Annotated in this window: 16 protein-coding genes; 11 read left to right on the top strand and 5 right to left on the bottom strand. The window is 53.9% G+C overall.

Features of this window, described 5'->3' with window-relative positions; genetic code table 11:
- The gene (locus LF929_RS18475) at window positions 1-1,014 is read left to right on the top strand and encodes a ribokinase (protein WP_210174420.1); all 1,014 of its coding nucleotides are present in this window, start codon (window positions 1-3) and stop codon (window positions 1,012-1,014) included.
- Here the strand turns inward: LF929_RS18475 and LF929_RS18470 are convergent.
- From LF929_RS18470 to LF929_RS18460, 3 genes are all read right to left on the bottom strand, one after another.
- On the bottom strand, window positions 977-1,597 hold the full coding sequence (locus LF929_RS18470; RefSeq protein WP_210174419.1) for a LysE/ArgO family amino acid transporter: 621 nt from the start codon (window positions 1,595-1,597) through the stop codon (window positions 977-979). The genes LF929_RS18475 and LF929_RS18470 overlap by 38 nt on opposite strands.
- 188 nt (window positions 1,598-1,785) lie before the next feature.
- On the bottom strand, window positions 1,786-2,268 hold the full coding sequence (locus LF929_RS18465; protein ID WP_038903161.1) for a very short patch repair endonuclease: 483 nt from the start codon (window positions 2,266-2,268) through the stop codon (window positions 1,786-1,788).
- A 6-nt stretch (window positions 2,269-2,274) separates the two neighbouring features.
- The gene (locus LF929_RS18460) at window positions 2,275-3,705 is read right to left on the bottom strand and encodes a DNA cytosine methyltransferase (RefSeq protein ID WP_226093099.1); all 1,431 of its coding nucleotides are present in this window, start codon (window positions 3,703-3,705) and stop codon (window positions 2,275-2,277) included.
- A gap of 238 nt (window positions 3,706-3,943) precedes the next feature.
- On the opposite strand from LF929_RS18460, the gene LF929_RS18455 reads away from it, so the two are divergent.
- Together LF929_RS18455 and LF929_RS18450 are read left to right on the top strand one after the other, a co-directional pair.
- Window positions 3,944-5,257 carry an MvaI/BcnI family restriction endonuclease gene (locus LF929_RS18455; RefSeq protein WP_226093100.1) on the top strand — a complete coding sequence of 438 codons (1,314 nt, stop codon included), beginning with the start codon at window positions 3,944-3,946 and terminating at the stop codon, window positions 5,255-5,257.
- 150 nt (window positions 5,258-5,407) lie between these two features.
- The gene (locus tag LF929_RS18450) at window positions 5,408-6,799 is read left to right on the top strand and encodes an MFS transporter (protein ID WP_016943259.1); all 1,392 of its coding nucleotides are present in this window, start codon (window positions 5,408-5,410) and stop codon (window positions 6,797-6,799) included.
- 5 nt (window positions 6,800-6,804) lie between these two features.
- Here the strand turns inward: LF929_RS18450 and LF929_RS18445 are convergent, their stop codons facing one another.
- A complete protein-coding gene (locus tag LF929_RS18445) occupies window positions 6,805-8,244 on the bottom strand; it encodes a PLP-dependent aminotransferase family protein (protein ID WP_226093101.1) in 1,440 nt (479 codons plus the stop codon).
- A gap of 107 nt (window positions 8,245-8,351) precedes the next feature.
- Between LF929_RS18445 and LF929_RS18440 the strand changes: the two genes are divergently transcribed.
- Together LF929_RS18440 and LF929_RS18435 are read left to right on the top strand one after the other, a co-directional pair.
- The gene (locus LF929_RS18440) at window positions 8,352-8,801 is read left to right on the top strand and encodes a GNAT family N-acetyltransferase (RefSeq protein WP_038903164.1); all 450 of its coding nucleotides are present in this window, start codon (window positions 8,352-8,354) and stop codon (window positions 8,799-8,801) included.
- On the top strand, window positions 8,798-9,229 hold the full coding sequence (locus LF929_RS18435) for a carboxymuconolactone decarboxylase family protein (protein WP_226093102.1): 432 nt from the start codon (window positions 8,798-8,800) through the stop codon (window positions 9,227-9,229). The genes LF929_RS18440 and LF929_RS18435 overlap by 4 nt, the downstream gene beginning before the upstream one ends.
- Window positions 9,230-9,318: 89 nt before the next feature.
- Here the strand turns inward: LF929_RS18435 and LF929_RS18430 are convergent, their stop codons facing one another.
- The gene (locus LF929_RS18430) at window positions 9,319-10,110 is read right to left on the bottom strand and encodes a DeoR/GlpR family DNA-binding transcription regulator (RefSeq protein ID WP_038925036.1); all 792 of its coding nucleotides are present in this window, start codon (window positions 10,108-10,110) and stop codon (window positions 9,319-9,321) included.
- A gap of 344 nt (window positions 10,111-10,454) precedes the next feature.
- Here LF929_RS18430 and LF929_RS18425 point away from each other — a divergent pair, with 344 nt between their 5' ends.
- The 6 genes from LF929_RS18425 (at window position 10,455) to LF929_RS18400 (ending at window position 16,303) form a co-directional block, all read left to right on the top strand.
- Entirely contained in the window at window positions 10,455-11,258 is an 804-nt protein-coding gene (locus LF929_RS18425; RefSeq protein ID WP_038906929.1) for a transketolase, read from the top strand.
- The gene (locus tag LF929_RS18420) at window positions 11,258-12,181 is read left to right on the top strand and encodes a transketolase family protein (RefSeq protein ID WP_210195346.1); all 924 of its coding nucleotides are present in this window, start codon (window positions 11,258-11,260) and stop codon (window positions 12,179-12,181) included. Before LF929_RS18425 ends, LF929_RS18420 begins: the two co-directional genes overlap by 1 nt.
- Window positions 12,182-12,194: 13 nt before the next feature.
- Window positions 12,195-12,998: a GolD/DthD family dehydrogenase gene (locus tag LF929_RS18415; RefSeq protein ID WP_038903171.1), complete on the top strand. Its 804-nt coding sequence runs from the start codon at window positions 12,195-12,197 to the stop codon at window positions 12,996-12,998.
- A gap of 103 nt (window positions 12,999-13,101) precedes the next feature.
- Window positions 13,102-14,037, top strand: coding sequence for a D-ribose ABC transporter substrate-binding protein (locus LF929_RS18410; RefSeq protein WP_012883187.1), 936 nt, complete (start codon window positions 13,102-13,104; stop codon window positions 14,035-14,037).
- A gap of 44 nt (window positions 14,038-14,081) precedes the next feature.
- On the top strand, window positions 14,082-14,705 hold the full coding sequence (locus tag LF929_RS18405) for a DUF2291 family protein (RefSeq protein WP_226093103.1): 624 nt from the start codon (window positions 14,082-14,084) through the stop codon (window positions 14,703-14,705).
- 35 nt (window positions 14,706-14,740) lie between these two features.
- Window positions 14,741-16,303, top strand: a complete 1,563-nt coding sequence (locus LF929_RS18400) for a sugar ABC transporter ATP-binding protein (protein ID WP_226093130.1) — start codon at window positions 14,741-14,743, stop codon at window positions 16,301-16,303.
- The last annotated feature ends 16 nt before the right edge of the window (window positions 16,304-16,319 follow it).

Below are 16,319 nucleotides of genomic sequence, written 5' to 3'. Positions count from 1 at the left end.
ATGAAAGGCAAAGTGTGCGTGTTTGGCTCGTTCAATCTGGATATCGTTTCGCATATGCAGCGCTTCCCGGCACCCGGCGAGTCGTTGATTGCTCAGCACAGCATGATGGGGCCGGGTGGTAAAGGGGCGAATCAGGCGATGGCGGCGATGCGGGCAGGCGCACGGGTGCACTATATCGGCAAGGTCGGGCGGGATGACTTTGGTTCTTACGCCCGCCGCCATCTGGAGCACAGCGGTTTTGACGCTATCACCCTGTTTACCTGTAAGGAAAAACCGACCGGCAACGCGCTGATTTACGTGGCGGGTGATGACGCCGAAAACATGATTTCGGTCTACCCTGGCGCAAACCTGACGGTGACAGCGGCTGAAGTCGCCCGTTGTCGACCGACGGTGGCGGCGGCTGACATCCTGTTGATGCAACTGGAAAATAATCTGAATGCTATCCAGCGGATGATGGATACCGCACGTGAAGCGGGCACTTACGTCATTGTCAACCCGGCACCGTGGCAGAAGGTCAGCAACGCGTTCTTGCGCCACGTCGATTTGCTCACCCCCAATAGTACGGAAGCCACCCAGCTCACCGGTGTGGCCGTCAGTGACTGGGATAGCGCCGAACGTGCCGCCGAGGTGCTGCACGATAAAGGGGTGGCAAAACTGATGATTACGCTGGGTACTCAGGGCGCGCTCTTGTCTACCGGCGATAGTCTGGCACGTATTCCGGTTTTCCCGGCACAGCCGAAAGACACCACCGGTGCCGGGGATGCCTTTAATGGCGCACTGGCAGCCCGGCTGGCGGCGGGGGAAACCTTAGCCGAGGCGGCCCTGTTTGCCAGTGCCTATGCGGCTGTCTGCGTGGAGCGGGAGGGGGCGGCCAATGCCATGCCGCTTTATGCGGATGCGCAAGCGCGGCTACAGGCCTGGCCGACGAAGCGTATCGAGTGGCTGCGCGGTGACGCGAGCGCATCGGGTCGCGTTATCACTGGTACAGAAAGCGGCATAGCTGAAACGCCATAAAAATCATGTAGCAGCCGATCAGAGAGTCAATGATGCGCCAGGTGACGGGCCGGGCGAAATAACGCGAGCAGGCCGCGGCCGTGTAGCCGATGGTATAAAACCAGAGCAACGAGGCGCTGACCGTCCCGGCCAGATAAAACGGCTTCAGGTCAGGGGCGATGCCGGAAGAAATCCCGCCGATAATCACCACCGTATCCAGATAGACATGCGGGTTTAGCAGGCTGACCGCCAGAGTGGCGCTGATCACCGTGCGTCGGCGCAGACCATCCGCTGGCGCGGTAACTGTCAGTTGGTGATTACCGCGCCAGGCGCTTTTCAGCGCGTTATAGCCATACCACAGCAGAAACAGCACCCCGGCGAGCGTCAGCGTGGTGATAGCCGGTTTACTGTCGTTAATGATTTTCCCCAGGCCCAGCACGCCGAGCGTCATCAGCACCAGGTCGCATAAAAAACACACTGTACTGACCCAAAACACATGCTCCCGACGCATCCCCTGACGTAATACAAAGGAATTTTGCGCGCCGATCGCGACGATCAAACCAGCACCGGTCATCAAACCGGTAATAAAAACAGGTAACGGCATGGCTTCTCTTTCATCACAGATAAATCAAATAATAACAATAGGTTGAGCGGCATAGCCGCCCAATCCTGTACTCGAGGGGGATAATGGATAACTTTCGGCGATAAGGCCAATGAATAGATTTAATCTGTAATTAGTATTTTTAATGGCAGGAGACTATAACCATGATAATAATGAATGTCTGAGCGTTCTTATGAACGCTGATCCTTTAGATGATGTAGCCCGGATATGTTTATTTCAGCAGAGTAATCTCCTGCACAAACCCATTCTTCTATACGTTCAGAAATATCCTGTTCTGAAAGTTTATATCGGCCACGAATGGCACATTCCCATATAAGTAAAATGCTCCATCCATCGGAAATTAATTTCTGATTATTCTCTTTGTCTCTTGTGACGTTTTGATTTATTTTTTTTAACCAGAACTCGGTTCTGGTTGCGGGAACTTTGAAAAGATGACAATTATGATGATGCCAGAAGCAGCCATGAGTAAAAATGACTTTTCTATATTCATCGATGACAAAGTCAGGTTTTCCTGGCATATTTTTTACCTGGGTTCGAAATTCGAACCCAAGTTGATCGAGTATGCTGGAGATTTTTAATTCAATGGCTGTGTCATGATTACCGATCGCTTTCATGTTTTTTCTGCGAATCTCTGGTTTATGCACATCAGCCATGATTTATTAAATCTCCTTTTTTTCTTTAACTTTTATAGCCTTTTCGATATATGGTTTTAGCAGTTTAGCTACAGCCGAGAACACGGGGACAACAACAGAATTACCGAATTGACGATATGCCTGCGTATCAGATACAGGGATTTTAAATTCAGCCTGTCCAGGTTCCTCAAAACCCATGAGACGAGCACACTCCCTTGGGGTTAAACGACGGGGACGTTTTTCCTGATTCAGACTGTTATCGAAATCTTTTTCGCCCAGGTCTTTATCCCATCCTCTGTCTATGAGAATTTCTGAACCGTCTTTGTGGTAACGTGCTGATAATGTTCGTGTTGTACTATCCTGTTCGTTAGGATTTACAAGGCCGAAACCAAAACCGTTTCCTTTAGCCTGATGTTTTTTTGCATAGTTATAGAGATATTTCCATAGCAATGGCGTTAGTATATATTTTTTATCTATGTCATCGTCTAATAACCCAGATAACGTGGGTCTGTTCTCCGGTATATATTTTTTAATATATTTTAATGTGAAATCATGATGAATATTAAGATCTTTTCTAAATCCAACTAATACAATACGTTCTCTGTGTTGAGGAAGAAAGTGTTTTCCATCAATGATCTTAGGATCATCAGAGCCAACATGCCCTGAGTCAGCGACAACATAACCGAGCTCGTCCAGCGTTTCCATGATAATGCGGAATGTTTTTCCTTTGTCATGACTCTTTAAGTTTTTTACATTTTCAAGCAGGAATATCGCTGGTTTTTTAGACGCAATGATGCGGGCAACATCAAAAAAGAGTGTGCCTTGTGTTTCGCATTCGAACCCGTGCGCTCTGCCCAGTGAATTTTTTTTCGACACACCCGCGAGAGAAAACGGCTGACATGGGAATCCGGCCAGAAGAACATCATGGTCAGGGATTTTCTGATCTATGTTTTTATAGGCTTGTTGTTCGCTTATCGTTTGATCATTACTTAATGTGATCTCACGGATATCTTCATTAAATATATGGTTTTCCGGGTTGCAGAACCAGTTTGCTTTGTAAGTCCTTACTGCCTCTTTGTTCCATTCGCTGGTAAAGACACACTCTCCTCCAATCTCTTCAAAGCCTTTTCTGATACCGCCAATGCCAGCGAAGAGATCGATAAAACGGAAACGATAATGCGGGTGGCACGCAGGAGGAGATGGCAGTAGCTCCCTCAGTTTTATCACCTCTGCACTTGTAAATGGTTTTGGTGCTGCTTTACCGTTCAACCATCGATTCAATGTTTCTCTGGTCCAGTCGTTATGGCCCACGGAGCGCAGAACTGATGCTATATATTTTTGGTCATATATTTCAACAAGATGGCTGATTAGCGTTTTATCTTCTTGAAGTTTTTTTATCTGATCACGCTCGTTTTTTTCAAGGAGTAGTTCTTGTGTAACCAATTCCAGCTGACTCATAACATTATGCCGTTTTAAAAGGGAATCTTGTGTGACAGCTTATCACTCAATTGACCCAGAGGGAAGGTCGTTAGGTGTATGGATATACAGTTTTGGATGTTGTTATGGCAAAATTCTGAAAGATGTGCAGTAATAACAAAGTTTATGTGAAATAGTACGCAATTTAAAAATATTCAATGTATTAAATACACAGTCATTGCATAATGAATAGCGTAATTACTTCTTAAAAGGTTTTATTATGGATAAAAAAATAAATATATTATCTGATTTGATGATAAAAAACGGCGCTAAAAGAATTATTATAAAACGTTTATCTAATAATGATAACTCAAAACAGCAAATATATCTGGGTTCTGACTTTGGTGTTATAAAAAGCCTTCCTATTGGTAATATAGTTAGTTGCGGCATGTCTAAAAAAGGTGCAATATTTAAGGCTCCGATTGATTGGTTTTGGTTCTCATTTGATGGTTATAAAGAGCAAGCTAATGGAGCTCAGGTTATTTTATATCCTAAATATCCCGAAATTAGATTATCTGGTATTATAAAAGGTTGTTCTATAGCGCCATCTCATCTTCTTAAACCTCCGACAAAAGAAGAGAGAGAAGAAAGAATGGGGGTTAGCCGTTATCTCATTATAGGTATTAGTGATGGAGCCGTGTTTTCTTATATTAGCTCATGGGGAGATGAGCTTTCCTGTGAAATAGATTCGCTTGCAGAAAGTAAGAAAATTGAGCCCGTTTTTTCTGTTTTCTATGAGTATTATCATGAGCTGGAAAATAGTAAAGAAGTTCTTTTGAGAAAACTGAGAGAAATTCATGATCTTGGATTTGTAGCATCCCAGCGCTTAAATAAAAAAGGAGAGATTATTGCCTACAAAGCAAAGAATGGTGCGGGGTTTACTTTGGAGAGTTTGTTTAATATAAAACCGAATGGTAGCTCTGAGCCAGATTTTATGGGGTGGGAACTAAAAGCTCATAGTGGTAGTGTCGTCACATTAATGACCCCTGAGCCGGATACTGGATTGTATGTGGAAGATATTCATAACTTTATGAATCATTATCATACTAACCAGAAAACAGATCGTATTGATTTTGCCAGTATACATAGAATGTCTGTTTATAATGAGAAAACAGGGCTTATGTTGAATCTGGAGGGATATGATTTTAGAAAAAAAGAAATTACTGATCCTGACGGTGGATTATTCCTGCGGAATCATGATGGCAAGATTGCTGCAGGATGGAGCTTCAGTAAAATTCTTGATCACTGGAAAAGAAAACATAGCAAAACATGTTTTGTTCACTATCGTGTAAAAAAGGATGAACATCCTTCTTATCTTTTTGGCCCTCAGATAACTCTTGCCGATGGGAGTGATATAAAAAAATTTATGTCAGCATTGTCTGCAAGTAAAGTTTATTACGATCCCGCTGTTAATATCAAATATAACAATGAAAAGACAAAGATAAAAAAACGGAATCAGTTCAGAATGAAATGGAAAGATGTGGGGGAGGTTTATGACGACATCAAGGATTTAATGATTCCTGATATCGACTAAGTGATTGTGGCGAAGAGCAGCAGTACGGAGCACGATTTGCCGAGTGCTTCAATTGCGCCTGCCAGCCAAACCCAGTAGGGTAACAGGTACAAAAAACGTGCGGCGGATAGCCTGCCGTGCCTGCCACGCTTTTCATCTTCGGGTATAACTTTGAACGCTGTTGTCACTTCTCAGGGTTCGGGATCCGTTACTGACGGATTACCGATGCCGGCGCGTCTCGGCGCCATTTTCGCGATTGCATGCGGTATTTCCATGGCGGTGCTGGATGGCGCGATCGTCAACGTAGCGCTGCCGACCATCGCGGGTGATTTCAACACCAGTCCGGCTTCTTCTATCTGGATCGTTAACGCGTATCAACTGGCCGTCACCATGACGCTGCTGTCGCTGTCGTCGCTGGGCGATATCGTCGGTTACCGTCGGGTGTATCTGGTGGGGTTGGTGCTGTTTACGCTGATGTCGTTTGTCTGTGCGATGTCCGATTCACTGGCAACGCTGACGCTGGCGCGTATTCTGCAAGGGCTGGCGGCGGCCGCGCTGATGAGCGTCAACACGGCGTTGATCCGGCTTATCTACCCCAGAGATAGACTGGGGCGGGGTATGGCGATCAACTCGCTGGTGGTGGCGGTGTCCACCGCTGCCGGGCCGACCATCGCCGCCGGGATTCTGGGGGTGGCGTCGTGGCAGTGGTTGTTTGCCATTAATGTGCCGTTCGGCGTGGTGGCCATGATACTGGGCTGGCGTTTCCTGCCGCGTAACGATGGCATGAGAACACAGCGCTTCGATACCCCAAGCGCGGTACTGAATGCGCTGACCTTCGGGCTGTTTTTCGTGGCGTTGGGGGGCTTTGCCCACCAACAGAATAGCTGGCTGGTGCTGGGCGAATTGTTGCTGACCTTGCTGGTCGGCGGCTATTTTTTCCGTCGTCAACTGCGCCAGCCTTATCCGCTGTTGCCGGTGGATCTGCTGCGTATTCCGGTGTTTGCGTTGTCGATGGGCACGTCGGTCAGTTCGTTCTGCGCCCAGATGCTGGCGATGGTATCGCTGCCGTTCTATTTCCAGAGTGCATTGGGGATGAATGAAATCGAGACCGGTTTGCTGCTGACACCCTGGCCGTTGGCGATCATGGCGGTGGCACCGCTGGCGGGGCGCTTGATTGAGCGTTTTAACGCTGGGATTTTGTGTACCATCGGGCTGGCGCTGTTCGCGCTGGGGCTGTTTTCTCTGGCCTGGTTACCGGCGAAGCCTGGCTATCTGGAGATCTGTCTGCGCATGATGTTGTGCGGCATTGGGTTTGGGCTATTCCAGTCGCCGAATAATCACACCATCATCAGCGCGGCACCACGTCATCGCAGCGGTGGTGCCAGCGGTATGTTGGGCACAGCCCGACTGGTGGGGCAGACCACCGGCGCAGCGCTGGTGGCACTGATGTTTAACCTGTTCGGCGGGCTAGGGACCCATGCGGCGTTGATGACGGCCGGTACTTTTGCGACGCTGGCCGCCATTGTCAGCGGGCAGCGGATTTCGCGTCTGAAAACGGACTAGTCAGGTTATTGCCTGATGGCGGGCAGGCGTTGAAACGACGGCAACGCGCAGAGGCGTTGCGTCAGCTGATGCGCCTGCTGCGCGCTCACCAGATTGGTGAACCCAAGCAGTAATCCTTCCTCGTGGCCTGGCTGTCGCCGCCAGTGGCTCAGTGCCTGAATGGATAACCCGGCACTGACCGCTTCTGCCGCGATATCCGCATCGTGTGCGCTGCCCGGCGGCAGGCGGGCCAGCAGGTGCATGCCGCCCGCACTGGTGTGAAGCTGCAAACGGTGGTCGGCAAGCGTGGTGAGTGCGTCTTGTAGATAACGGCGACGCTCAGCGTAGAGTGTGCGCATTTTTCTGATGTGTCGGGCGAAATACCCACGCTCCATAAAATCGGCGGCGGTGGCTTGTGGCAGGATAAACCCGTTACTGTGCAGGAGGGCGGCCGTTTGCCGAAAGACCCTGAGCTGTGCCTGTGGCACCACCAGATAAGCCAGCCTGAGACCGGGGAAAAACACCTTACTGAAGGTGCCGGTGTAAATAACCCGCTCGTCGCTATCCAGACTTTTGAGTGCCGGCAGTGGCCGACCGTGATAGCGGAATTCACTGTCGTAATCATCTTCGATAATCCACGCCTCCCGGCGAGCCGCCCACGCCAGCAACGCCAGACGCCGCGGCAACGAGAGCGCAACGCCAAGCGGGCTTTGGTGGGTTGGCGTGACAACGGCGAAGCGAGCGTGCCCTGCGCATTGTTCGCCTGCGGCCACATCGAGCCCCTCTTCATCCACCGATACCGGAGCCAGTTGCATACCCGCATGCAGCAGAAAGCGCCGCGCCAGCGGGTAGCCGGGGTCTTCATACCAACCCAGATCGCCGGGTGTGAACAGCGATCGACAGATCAAATCCAGCGAGCAGTGATACCCGGCGGTGATAAAAACCTGATGCTCTGAGCAGGCGATACCGCGCGAGACGCCGAGATAGGCGGCAATCGCACGGCGTAACGGCAGGTATCCCTGTGGGTCAGGGTAGGCCAGCGCCTCACCGGACAGCGTTCGCAGGCATTGTCCTGTCAGTCGGTTCCAGGTTTTGCGTGGAAAGGCATCCAACGCGGGTAATCCCAACTGGAACGGCAGAATCGCCGGGGGCGGCGGTTCGGGTTGCTGTCGGGACGGCGACGGGGTGACGGGGGGATGACCCGGCGTCAGGTTGGTCAACCCGGGGGAAACGATCGTCCCTGCCGGACCCCGCGGCAACAGGTAACCTTCGCTGGTGAGTCTCTGATAGGCCGTTTCCACCGTGCCGCGTGCCAGATTCAGCTCGCTGGCGAGGCTGCGTACCGAGGGAACACGCTCGCCGGGGCGCAATTGCCCGGAGGCGATGGCATCGCGGATCCGCTGGTAAAGCTGTTGATGGAGTGGCGTGGACGGTGCTGACGAAAACGGTCTGGTCAGAAAATCCATCGGCTATGTCCTTATCAAAATGACATTTCTTGCCCCTGTTGAGTAGGCCATTGTCGGCCTACAGTAACCCGCATTGCAACCCTCTTCATGGCGTAAGGATCGAAATGATGGCTGACATTCATCTGGCATGGGCCACGAGTCAGGCGGAGCAACGGGCGTGTTTTAGTCTGATGCAGGCCTTGCGACCGCATTTAACCGACAGCGAGCAATTTGTTCGTCAGGTGCAACGGCAGGCACAGCATGGCTACCAGTTGCTGGTCGCCTGGCAGGCCGATGTTGCGCTTGGGCTGGCTGGGTACCGGGTGCAGGAAAATCTGGTGTATGGGCGCTTTCTGTACGTTGATGACCTGGTATGCCGGGACGAGGTGCGCGGGCAGGGCATTGGCGATCGGCTGATGCAGGCGATGTATCAGGAAGCGGCACGCGAACAGTGTGCCCAACTGGTGCTGGATTCTGCGTTATCCAATGCGTTAGCCCACCGTTTCTATTTTCGTCAGGGGCTGTTGGCGCGAGCCCTACGTTTTAACGCGCCGATCCACAGTGGAGAAACACGATGAGTACATTACGTTTGCCGTATGCCACGCTGTCACCTGAAGCCTACCAGGGGCTGTTGACGACCAAAAAAGCGCTGGAGAAAAGCACGCTCGGTCTTGAACTGATCGAACTGGTTTATTTACGCATTTCGCAAATCAACGGCTGTGCCTTTTGTTTAAACATGCACGCAGGATGGTTGCGGCGTACAGGCGTTAGCAATGAAAAAGTGGATAGTCTGGCAGGGTGGCGGGTGTGTTCGTTATACAGCCCGCGTGAGCAGGCCGCGCTGGCGTGGACGGAATCACTGGTCGACGTGGCGCAGACCCATGCACCGGATGCGGATTTCGCACCGCTGCGCGACCACTTCACCGAGGCGGAGATCGCCGATCTTTGCTTTGCCATCGCCCTGATGAGCGCGTTCAATCGGCTGGCTATCGGAGCACGCCAGTAGCCAGCGTACCACCGGGGGGGCGCGTGCATCCCGGTGGCAAGCCTCTGGTTGTCTGTGAAAGCGATTCCTGCGACCTGATGCTGCCGGTATCAGCTTGCCACCATCACCGTGACCCCCAGCGCTTCGAAGGCGTTGACGGCCTCCTGGCTGATGCCGGCATCGGTGATCAGGTAGTGGATGTTGCTCCAGTCGCACGGCAGGGCAAACATCGATACTTTGCCTATCTTGCTGGAGTCCGCCACCACATACACCGTTTTGGCGGAGCGGATCATCGCGCTTTTGACCTTGATGTCGGTTTCGCTGGGAAAGCTCAGCCCCATTCGCGGGGAGATGGCGGCGGTGGCGAGGAACAGTTTTTCGGCCAGCACGTTTTCGAAAAAGCTGGCGGCCTTTTCACCCGAGGTGGAGAGCGTTGGAAACTTAAAGGTGCCGCCGGTGAGCAGGATATTGATGCCGGGTTCGCCGCCCAGTTTGAGCGCGATATTGACCGCCGTGGTAATCACCGACAGCCGGTGAATCGCCGTCATGTGTTCGACGATAGCGGTGGTGGTGGTACCGGAATCGAAAATCACCGTGTCGCCGTTTTCTATCTGCGTGGCAGCCAGCCGACCAATGGCGTCTTTCTCTGCCAGATTGATCTGCCGTTCCAGCAGCAAGGCACCGGTATTCTGCTTGCCGGTCACCAGCGTGGCACCGCCGTAATAACGTTGAACGTAACCCTCTTTTTGTAATTCGCGCAGATCGGTGCGGATCGTGGCTTCGGTCAGTCCGAAGGTTTCGGTCAACATTTTCACGGTGACGGTGCCGTCTTCGCGCACCATCTCCAGAATTTTCTCCCTGCGTTGCTGCATATCCGCCAGTTGTTCACTTTTGCTTTTCAATCGAAACTCTCCTGTACCGAAACCGGTGACGATATTCCGTCGTCAACCCGCTAATTGACATCAAGTTTACCCTTCACCTGCATTTAATGCGAGGTGAAGGCGGCGAAAAAGCATGGACATTTTCGCTGATCCTGCCATGCGATCCTCCAGTTCTTGCGCTGTTTACGCCCGCAGTGTGGTGTTGATAGCGGATCGTTGCTCTCTGTGGGTGGTTTTATTTTGTTCTGCTTTTGTTTGATATTTGATCTCGTCCACAGAATAGGCTAAATAGAGGGTGTATGTTTTCGATCGAAAATCAATTGAAAGTGATCGGGAGCGATTCGTCAGCGATCAGGAGGTATAGGGTGGACGTACAGACAATCAGACAGACAGCGCGACAAGCCCGGCGCTATGTGTTGCAGATGAATCATCGGGCGGGCAAAGGGCACACCGGCGCGGACCTGTCGGAGGTGGATATTATCTGCACCCTGTTTATGGCGGTGATGGATCGTTCGCAGGCGCGGCCGAATCAGGATCGTTTCATTTTGTCGAAAGGCCACGGCGCAGGCGGGCTGTATTGCAGCGCCGCGGCGATGGGGCTGATCGACCCGGCGATACTGGATCAGTTTATGGGTGACGACACGCTGCTGGCGGGCCATCCGATTCACCAGAAACTGCCGGATCTGGTGGAGATTAACTCCGGGGCGTTGGGGCATGGGTTGTCGATCGGTGCCGGGCTGGCGCTGGGTAACAAACTGGCAAGCTGTGCGCATCGTCGCGTCTTTGTGCTGATGGGCGACGGTGAACTGGCGGAAGGCTCTAACTGGGAAGCGGCGATGGCCGCCAGCAAATTCCGGCTGGATAACCTGGTCGCCATTGTCGATCGAAACCGTCTGCAACTGGCGGGCAAAACCGAAGACATCATGCCGCTGGAGCCGCTGGCAGATAAATGGCGCGCCTTTGGTTTTGAGGTGGTCGAGTGCGACGGCCATGACCCGGCGGCCATCATCGACGCGGTAAACGCACCAACCGTTGGCAAGCCGCGGGTGATCCTCGCCAATACCGAAAAAGGGCACGGCATTTCGTTTATGGCGAACGTACCGGCCTGGCACCACGCGGTGCCGAATGATCAACAGCTGGCGCAGGGGCTGGCGGAGCTGGAGGAGTGATGATGCAAGACTTACGTGATGCCGTAGTCGCCACGCTGCTCGAAGAGCAAAACGCAGGCGCTAATCTGTGCGTTGTGGTGGCGGATTCCACCTCCACGTCGAAAATCGCACCGTTCGAGAAAGCCTTCCCTGAACGGGTGGTGAACGTCGGGATTGCCGAGCAAAACATGGTCGGGATGGCGACGGGTCTGTCGCTGAGCGGCCCGACGGTCTTTACCGCTAATGCAGCACCGTTCCTGCTGGCACGTTCTAACGAACAGGTGAAGAACGATATCTGTTATACCGACGCTAACGTCAAAATGCTGGGGCTGAACGCCGGGTTCGCCTACGGCCCACTGGGAGCGACCCACCACTGTATGAACGATATCGCGATTGCCCGTTCGTTCGGCAATTTGCAGATTTTCGCGCCCGCAGATGCGGTGCAGGCCAGTGCGGTCGCGCGTTATGCCATTCATCATCGTGGGCCGGTGTACATCCGCATGGACAGCGACAAAGTGCCGGTGCTGCATGCGCCTGGCTGGTCGCTGACGCCGGGCAAACCGGAAGTGGTGCAGCAAGGGAGTGACGTGGTGGTGTTTTGCCTCGGCACTCTTGTCCATGAAGCGCTGGCCGCCGCGACGGATGCCACCATCGTATCCTTACCTTCATTGTGGCCTTTAGATGAAATATCACTGTTGGAAATTATTAGTGAGCACCGGTATGTGATCTCGATGGAAGAACACGTACTCAGTGGTGGCCTTGGCAGCATCATTGGTGAATTGTTGCATAAACACCATGCGCGGCAGCGCTTCACCGCACTGGGTGTCCCACCTTATGAATTTACTCATAGCAGCAGCCGCAGCGCCTTGCGTCGTCAGTTTCATATCGACGCCGCCGGACTGCGCTTAACCCTGGAACAGCTTGCGTTACGCACCATTGCCTGAGGAGAACAACCTGATGAGTCATGACAACGAGTATGACGTGAATTTGCGTTATGGCGTGGATACCGGGCTCAGCCTGAACGACAAGGTGGCGGTGGTCACCGGTGGGCTGGGCGGTATCGCCATGGCGAGCAACGAAATGCTGCTGGAAAAAGGTGCGCGTCTGGCGCTGCTGTATCCCGCGTTTGAGCGTGACAAAGCGGCGCAGGCTGCCGAGCAGTTTGACCCGGCACGGGTGCTGCTGGTCGAGTGCGACGTCACCGCGCCCGCCGACGTGGAAAACGCGTTTGCCACCGTCGCGGCGCACTACGGCCAGATAGACATCCTGGTCAATTGCGCCGGCTACGTGATGCTGCAACCGGTGCTGGAAACCGATTTCGACGAATGGCAAAAGCAGCTTGCCGTCAACCTGACCGGCCCGTTTCTGTGCTCGCAAGCGGCGGCGCGCCACATGGTGGCTGCCGGTCGCGGCGGCAAGATTATCAATATTGCCTCGCAAGCGGCGTCTATCGCTATCGACAACCACGTGGCCTACACCTCTGCCAAGGCGGGGTTGCTGGGAATGACCAAGGTGATGGCGAAAGAGCTGGCAGCGCACCACATCAACGTCAACACACTGTCGCCGACGGTGGTGCTGACGCCGATGGGCGAGAAAGCGTGGCGTGGTGAGAAAGGCGAAGCGATGAAAAAGCTGATCCCACTCGGGCGTTTTGCCTACACCGATGAAATTGCCGCCGCGGTGCTGTTTTTCGCCAGTAACGGTAGCGACATGATCACCGGCGCTGATTTGATGATCGACGGCGGATTCACCATCTGGTGATGGCCGAAATGCATTGCCCGTAGATTTAACAATAGATTTAAAAACAATTGATTACGCTGTTTCGCTGTACCCCGACAATAACGAAAGATAGAGAGATATCATCATGAAATTGCGTTCAATGCTGTTAACTGCTGCCATCACCAGTGCCTTATCGCTGACCGCCCACGCGGCGGAAAAAGGCACCATCATGATTCTGGTCAATTCACTGGATAACCCCTATTACGCGTCAGAGGCGAAAGGGGCAGACAAGAAAGCACAGGAACTGGGGTATAAAACCACGGTGCTTTCCCACGGTGAAGACGTGAAGAAGCAAAGCGAGCTTATCGACGCGGCCATCGGCAAGAAAGTACAGGGTATCGTGCTGGATAACGCCGATTCTACCGCCAGCGTCGCGGCGATCAAAAAAGCGAAAGACGCCGGTATTCCGGTGGTGCTGATCAACCGCGAAATCCCGGTGGATGACGTGGCACTGGAGCAGATTACCCACAATAACTTCCAGGCGGGCTCCGATGTCGCCAACGTGTTCGTCGAAAAGATGGGCGAGAAAGGCAAGTACGCCGAGCTGACCTGTAGCCTGGCGGACAACAACTGTGTGACCCGTTCCAAATCCTTCCATCAGGTGCTGGATCAGTACCCCGGCATGGTGAGCGTTGCCCGTCAGGATGCCAAAGGGACGTTGATCGACGGCAAACGTATCATGGACAGCATCTTGCAGGCGCACCCGGATGTGAAAGGGGTGATCTGCGGTAATGGCCCGGTGGCGCTGGGGGCGATTGCCGCGCTGAAAGCCGCCGGTCGTAATGATGTGGTGGTGGTCGGCATCGACGGCAGTAACGATGAACGCGACGCCGTGAAAGAAGGCTCGCTGAAGGCCACCGTCATGTTGCAGGCCCAGGCTATCGCCGCGCAGGGCGTGACCGACCTCGACAACTATCTCCAGAAGGGCGTGAAACCCGCCAAACAGCGCGTCATGTTCCGCGGCATCCTGATCCAACAGGGTAACGCGAGCAAGGTGCAAGACTTCAACTTCAAATCCTGAGTCCATGCTGTCGCGCCCCTGCGGGGGCGCAGAAGGAGAAGAGTATGTCCAGACAAGTCTGGCTGGCGCTGGCCATTCTTGGGTTGGGCGGATGCCGCATCGTGTCGCAGCAGGAACTGGCCGACCTGCGTCATCCCCCTAATCCCCATATGGCGAATATTGGGCAAACCTGGCAACAGAAGCTGGTGCCGCAACTGGTCAACGAGGCGCGTCCGCTTGCCGCCCTGATGAAAGACCTGCAAAGCAGCAGCGATATGGATGCTGCCTGTAAGCAGTTTGGTTACCGTTCGCAGGATGAAAACGCCTGTGTGTTCACGGTGCGTATCACCGGCACGGTAGAACAACTCGATACCACCTCACGCAGCGGCAAAATGCTGATTAAAGACGCCGACGGCGAGAGCATTCCGGTGCAACTGGGGCCGACGTTGCGCGGTACTGACCTGCGCGATAGTTATAAAGGCGCAAGTTATCAGGACTTTAACGACCAGGTGTTGTACGGAGATTTTGGCCGCGCCATCAATCAGCAGGCCCTGACGATGATTCAGGCGGCACACCCGAAAGTGGGCGACCGGCTCGATGTCGTGGGGGTGTTCAGTAGCTGGGACATCCCGCAGGAGGTGCCGGATATCACACCAGCGCAGATAACGCGTGACGGTAAGGGGGGATGATGGCGGATATGAGCATGCCGATGAGAGCGGTGATGATGCCGGTAACCCCGGTGGTCACCACGGCATCGCCGACGACGCAGTCTGAGACCGCGCCGGAGGTGATTATCGAAACCCGCGACCTGTCACGCGTTTATCCGGGGGTGACCGCGCTCGATCAGGTCAACTACCGGGTGTACCGCAATAAGGTCAACGTGCTGATCGGTGAGAACGGCGCGGGTAAATCCACCATGATGAAGATGCTGGCCGGGGTGGAAACGCCGTCCTCCGGGCAGATTCTGCTGGATGGCAAACCGGTGACGCTGGGCTCGACCCAACAGGCGGAACAACAGGGTATCAGCATCATTTTTCAGGAACTGAACCTGTTCCCCAACATGAACGTGATGGACAACATTTTCATCGCCAATGAGTTTTTTCAGCGCGGCGTCATCAACGAAAAATTCCAGTACGCGCTGGCGAAAACCTTGCTGGAGCGACTGGAACTGGATATCGACCCCTATACCCCGCTGGGCGAGCTGGGCATCGGCCATCAGCAACTGGTGGAGATCGCCCGTGCGTTATCCAAAGACACCCGGGTGCTGATCATGGATGAGCCGACCTCGGCGCTGAGCCAGTCCGAGGTGAAGGTGCTGTTCGGCGTGATAGAACAGCTCAAACGGCGCGGCGTCACCATCATTTACATCTCCCACCGGCTGGAAGAGCTGATGGAGATTGGCGACCACATCACCATTTTCCGCGACGGCCGTTTCATCTGCGAGCGTGAAGTGCGCCACGCCAGCGTGCCCTGGATCATCGAACAGATGGTCGGCGACAAGAAAAAACATTTTGACTACCAGCCTGCGCCGCAGGGCGACACCGTGTTGACGGTGAGCGGGCTGACGGCGCTGCACCAAAGCGGCGGTTATCGCCTGAACGACGTCTCTTTTAGCCTGCGCAAAGGCGAAGTGGTGGGGATTTACGGCCTGCTGGGCGCCGGGCGTACCGAGCTGTTCAAAGGGCTGATTGGCCTGATGCCGTGCCAGCAGGGCAGCGTGCAACTGAACGACGACTGCCTTGATGGGCTGGGGTTTCGCCAGCGGCTGGAAAAAGGCATCGCGCTGGTGCCGGAAGACCGGCAGGGCGAAGGCATGGTGCAGTTGATGTCTATTCGCGCCAACATGACCCTGTCGTCGTTTAGCCTGCGCGGCTTTTGGCGCGCCTGGACGTGGCTGCGTGAACCGGATGAGGCTCGCCAGGTGGATGAGATGGTGCGCCAGCTGGCTATCAAGGTCAGCGACGACGAACTGCCGATCACTTCGCTATCCGGCGGCAACCAGCAGAAGGTGGTGCTGGGCAAGGCGCTGATGACCCGGCCGCAGGTGGTGCTGCTCGACGAGCCAACCCGCGGTATCGATGTGGGAGCCAAAACCGATGTCTACCACCTGATCGGGCGTATGGCGCAGCAGGGATTATCGGTGATGTTTTCGTCATCCGAACTGGACGAAGTGATGGCGCTGGCGGACCGCATTCTGGTGATGGCTGACGGCCGCATCACCGCCGATCTGCCACGCAGTCAGGTCACCCGCGAAATCCTCATCAGCGCTTCCACCCCTCACGACTAACCGGCCGGAGTTCATC

Source organism: Dickeya oryzae (assembly GCF_020406815.2).
In the GTDB taxonomy this organism is placed as follows: domain Bacteria; phylum Pseudomonadota; class Gammaproteobacteria; order Enterobacterales; family Enterobacteriaceae; genus Dickeya; species Dickeya oryzae.
Note: the sequence above shows the minus strand (reverse complement) of the source record. Positions and strands in the feature narration are given on the sequence as shown.

What these genes read in the sequence shown, in the direction of transcription:
- LF929_RS18475 (WP_210174420.1), top strand. Translation starts at nt 1, where the DNA reads ATGAAAGGCAAAGTGTGCGTGTTTGGCTCGTTCAATCTGGATATCGTT.
- LF929_RS18470 (WP_210174419.1), bottom strand. Translation starts at nt 1,597, where the DNA reads ATGCCGTTACCTGTTTTTATTACCGGTTTGATGACCGGTGCTGGTTTG.
- LF929_RS18465 (WP_038903161.1), bottom strand. Translation starts at nt 2,268, where the DNA reads ATGGCTGATGTGCATAAACCAGAGATTCGCAGAAAAAACATGAAAGCG.
- LF929_RS18460 (WP_226093099.1), bottom strand. Translation starts at nt 3,705, where the DNA reads ATGAGTCAGCTGGAATTGGTTACACAAGAACTACTCCTTGAAAAAAAC.
- LF929_RS18455 (WP_226093100.1), top strand. Translation starts at nt 3,944, where the DNA reads ATGGATAAAAAAATAAATATATTATCTGATTTGATGATAAAAAACGGC.
- LF929_RS18445 (WP_226093101.1), bottom strand. Translation starts at nt 8,244, where the DNA reads ATGGATTTTCTGACCAGACCGTTTTCGTCAGCACCGTCCACGCCACTC.
- LF929_RS18440 (WP_038903164.1), top strand. Translation starts at nt 8,352, where the DNA reads ATGGCTGACATTCATCTGGCATGGGCCACGAGTCAGGCGGAGCAACGG.
- LF929_RS18435 (WP_226093102.1), top strand. Translation starts at nt 8,798, where the DNA reads ATGAGTACATTACGTTTGCCGTATGCCACGCTGTCACCTGAAGCCTAC.
- LF929_RS18420 (WP_210195346.1), top strand. Translation starts at nt 11,258, where the DNA reads ATGATGCAAGACTTACGTGATGCCGTAGTCGCCACGCTGCTCGAAGAG.
- LF929_RS18415 (WP_038903171.1), top strand. Translation starts at nt 12,195, where the DNA reads ATGAGTCATGACAACGAGTATGACGTGAATTTGCGTTATGGCGTGGAT.
- LF929_RS18410 (WP_012883187.1), top strand. Translation starts at nt 13,102, where the DNA reads ATGAAATTGCGTTCAATGCTGTTAACTGCTGCCATCACCAGTGCCTTA.
- LF929_RS18405 (WP_226093103.1), top strand. Translation starts at nt 14,082, where the DNA reads ATGTCCAGACAAGTCTGGCTGGCGCTGGCCATTCTTGGGTTGGGCGGA.
- LF929_RS18400 (WP_226093130.1), top strand. Translation starts at nt 14,741, where the DNA reads ATGCCGGTAACCCCGGTGGTCACCACGGCATCGCCGACGACGCAGTCT.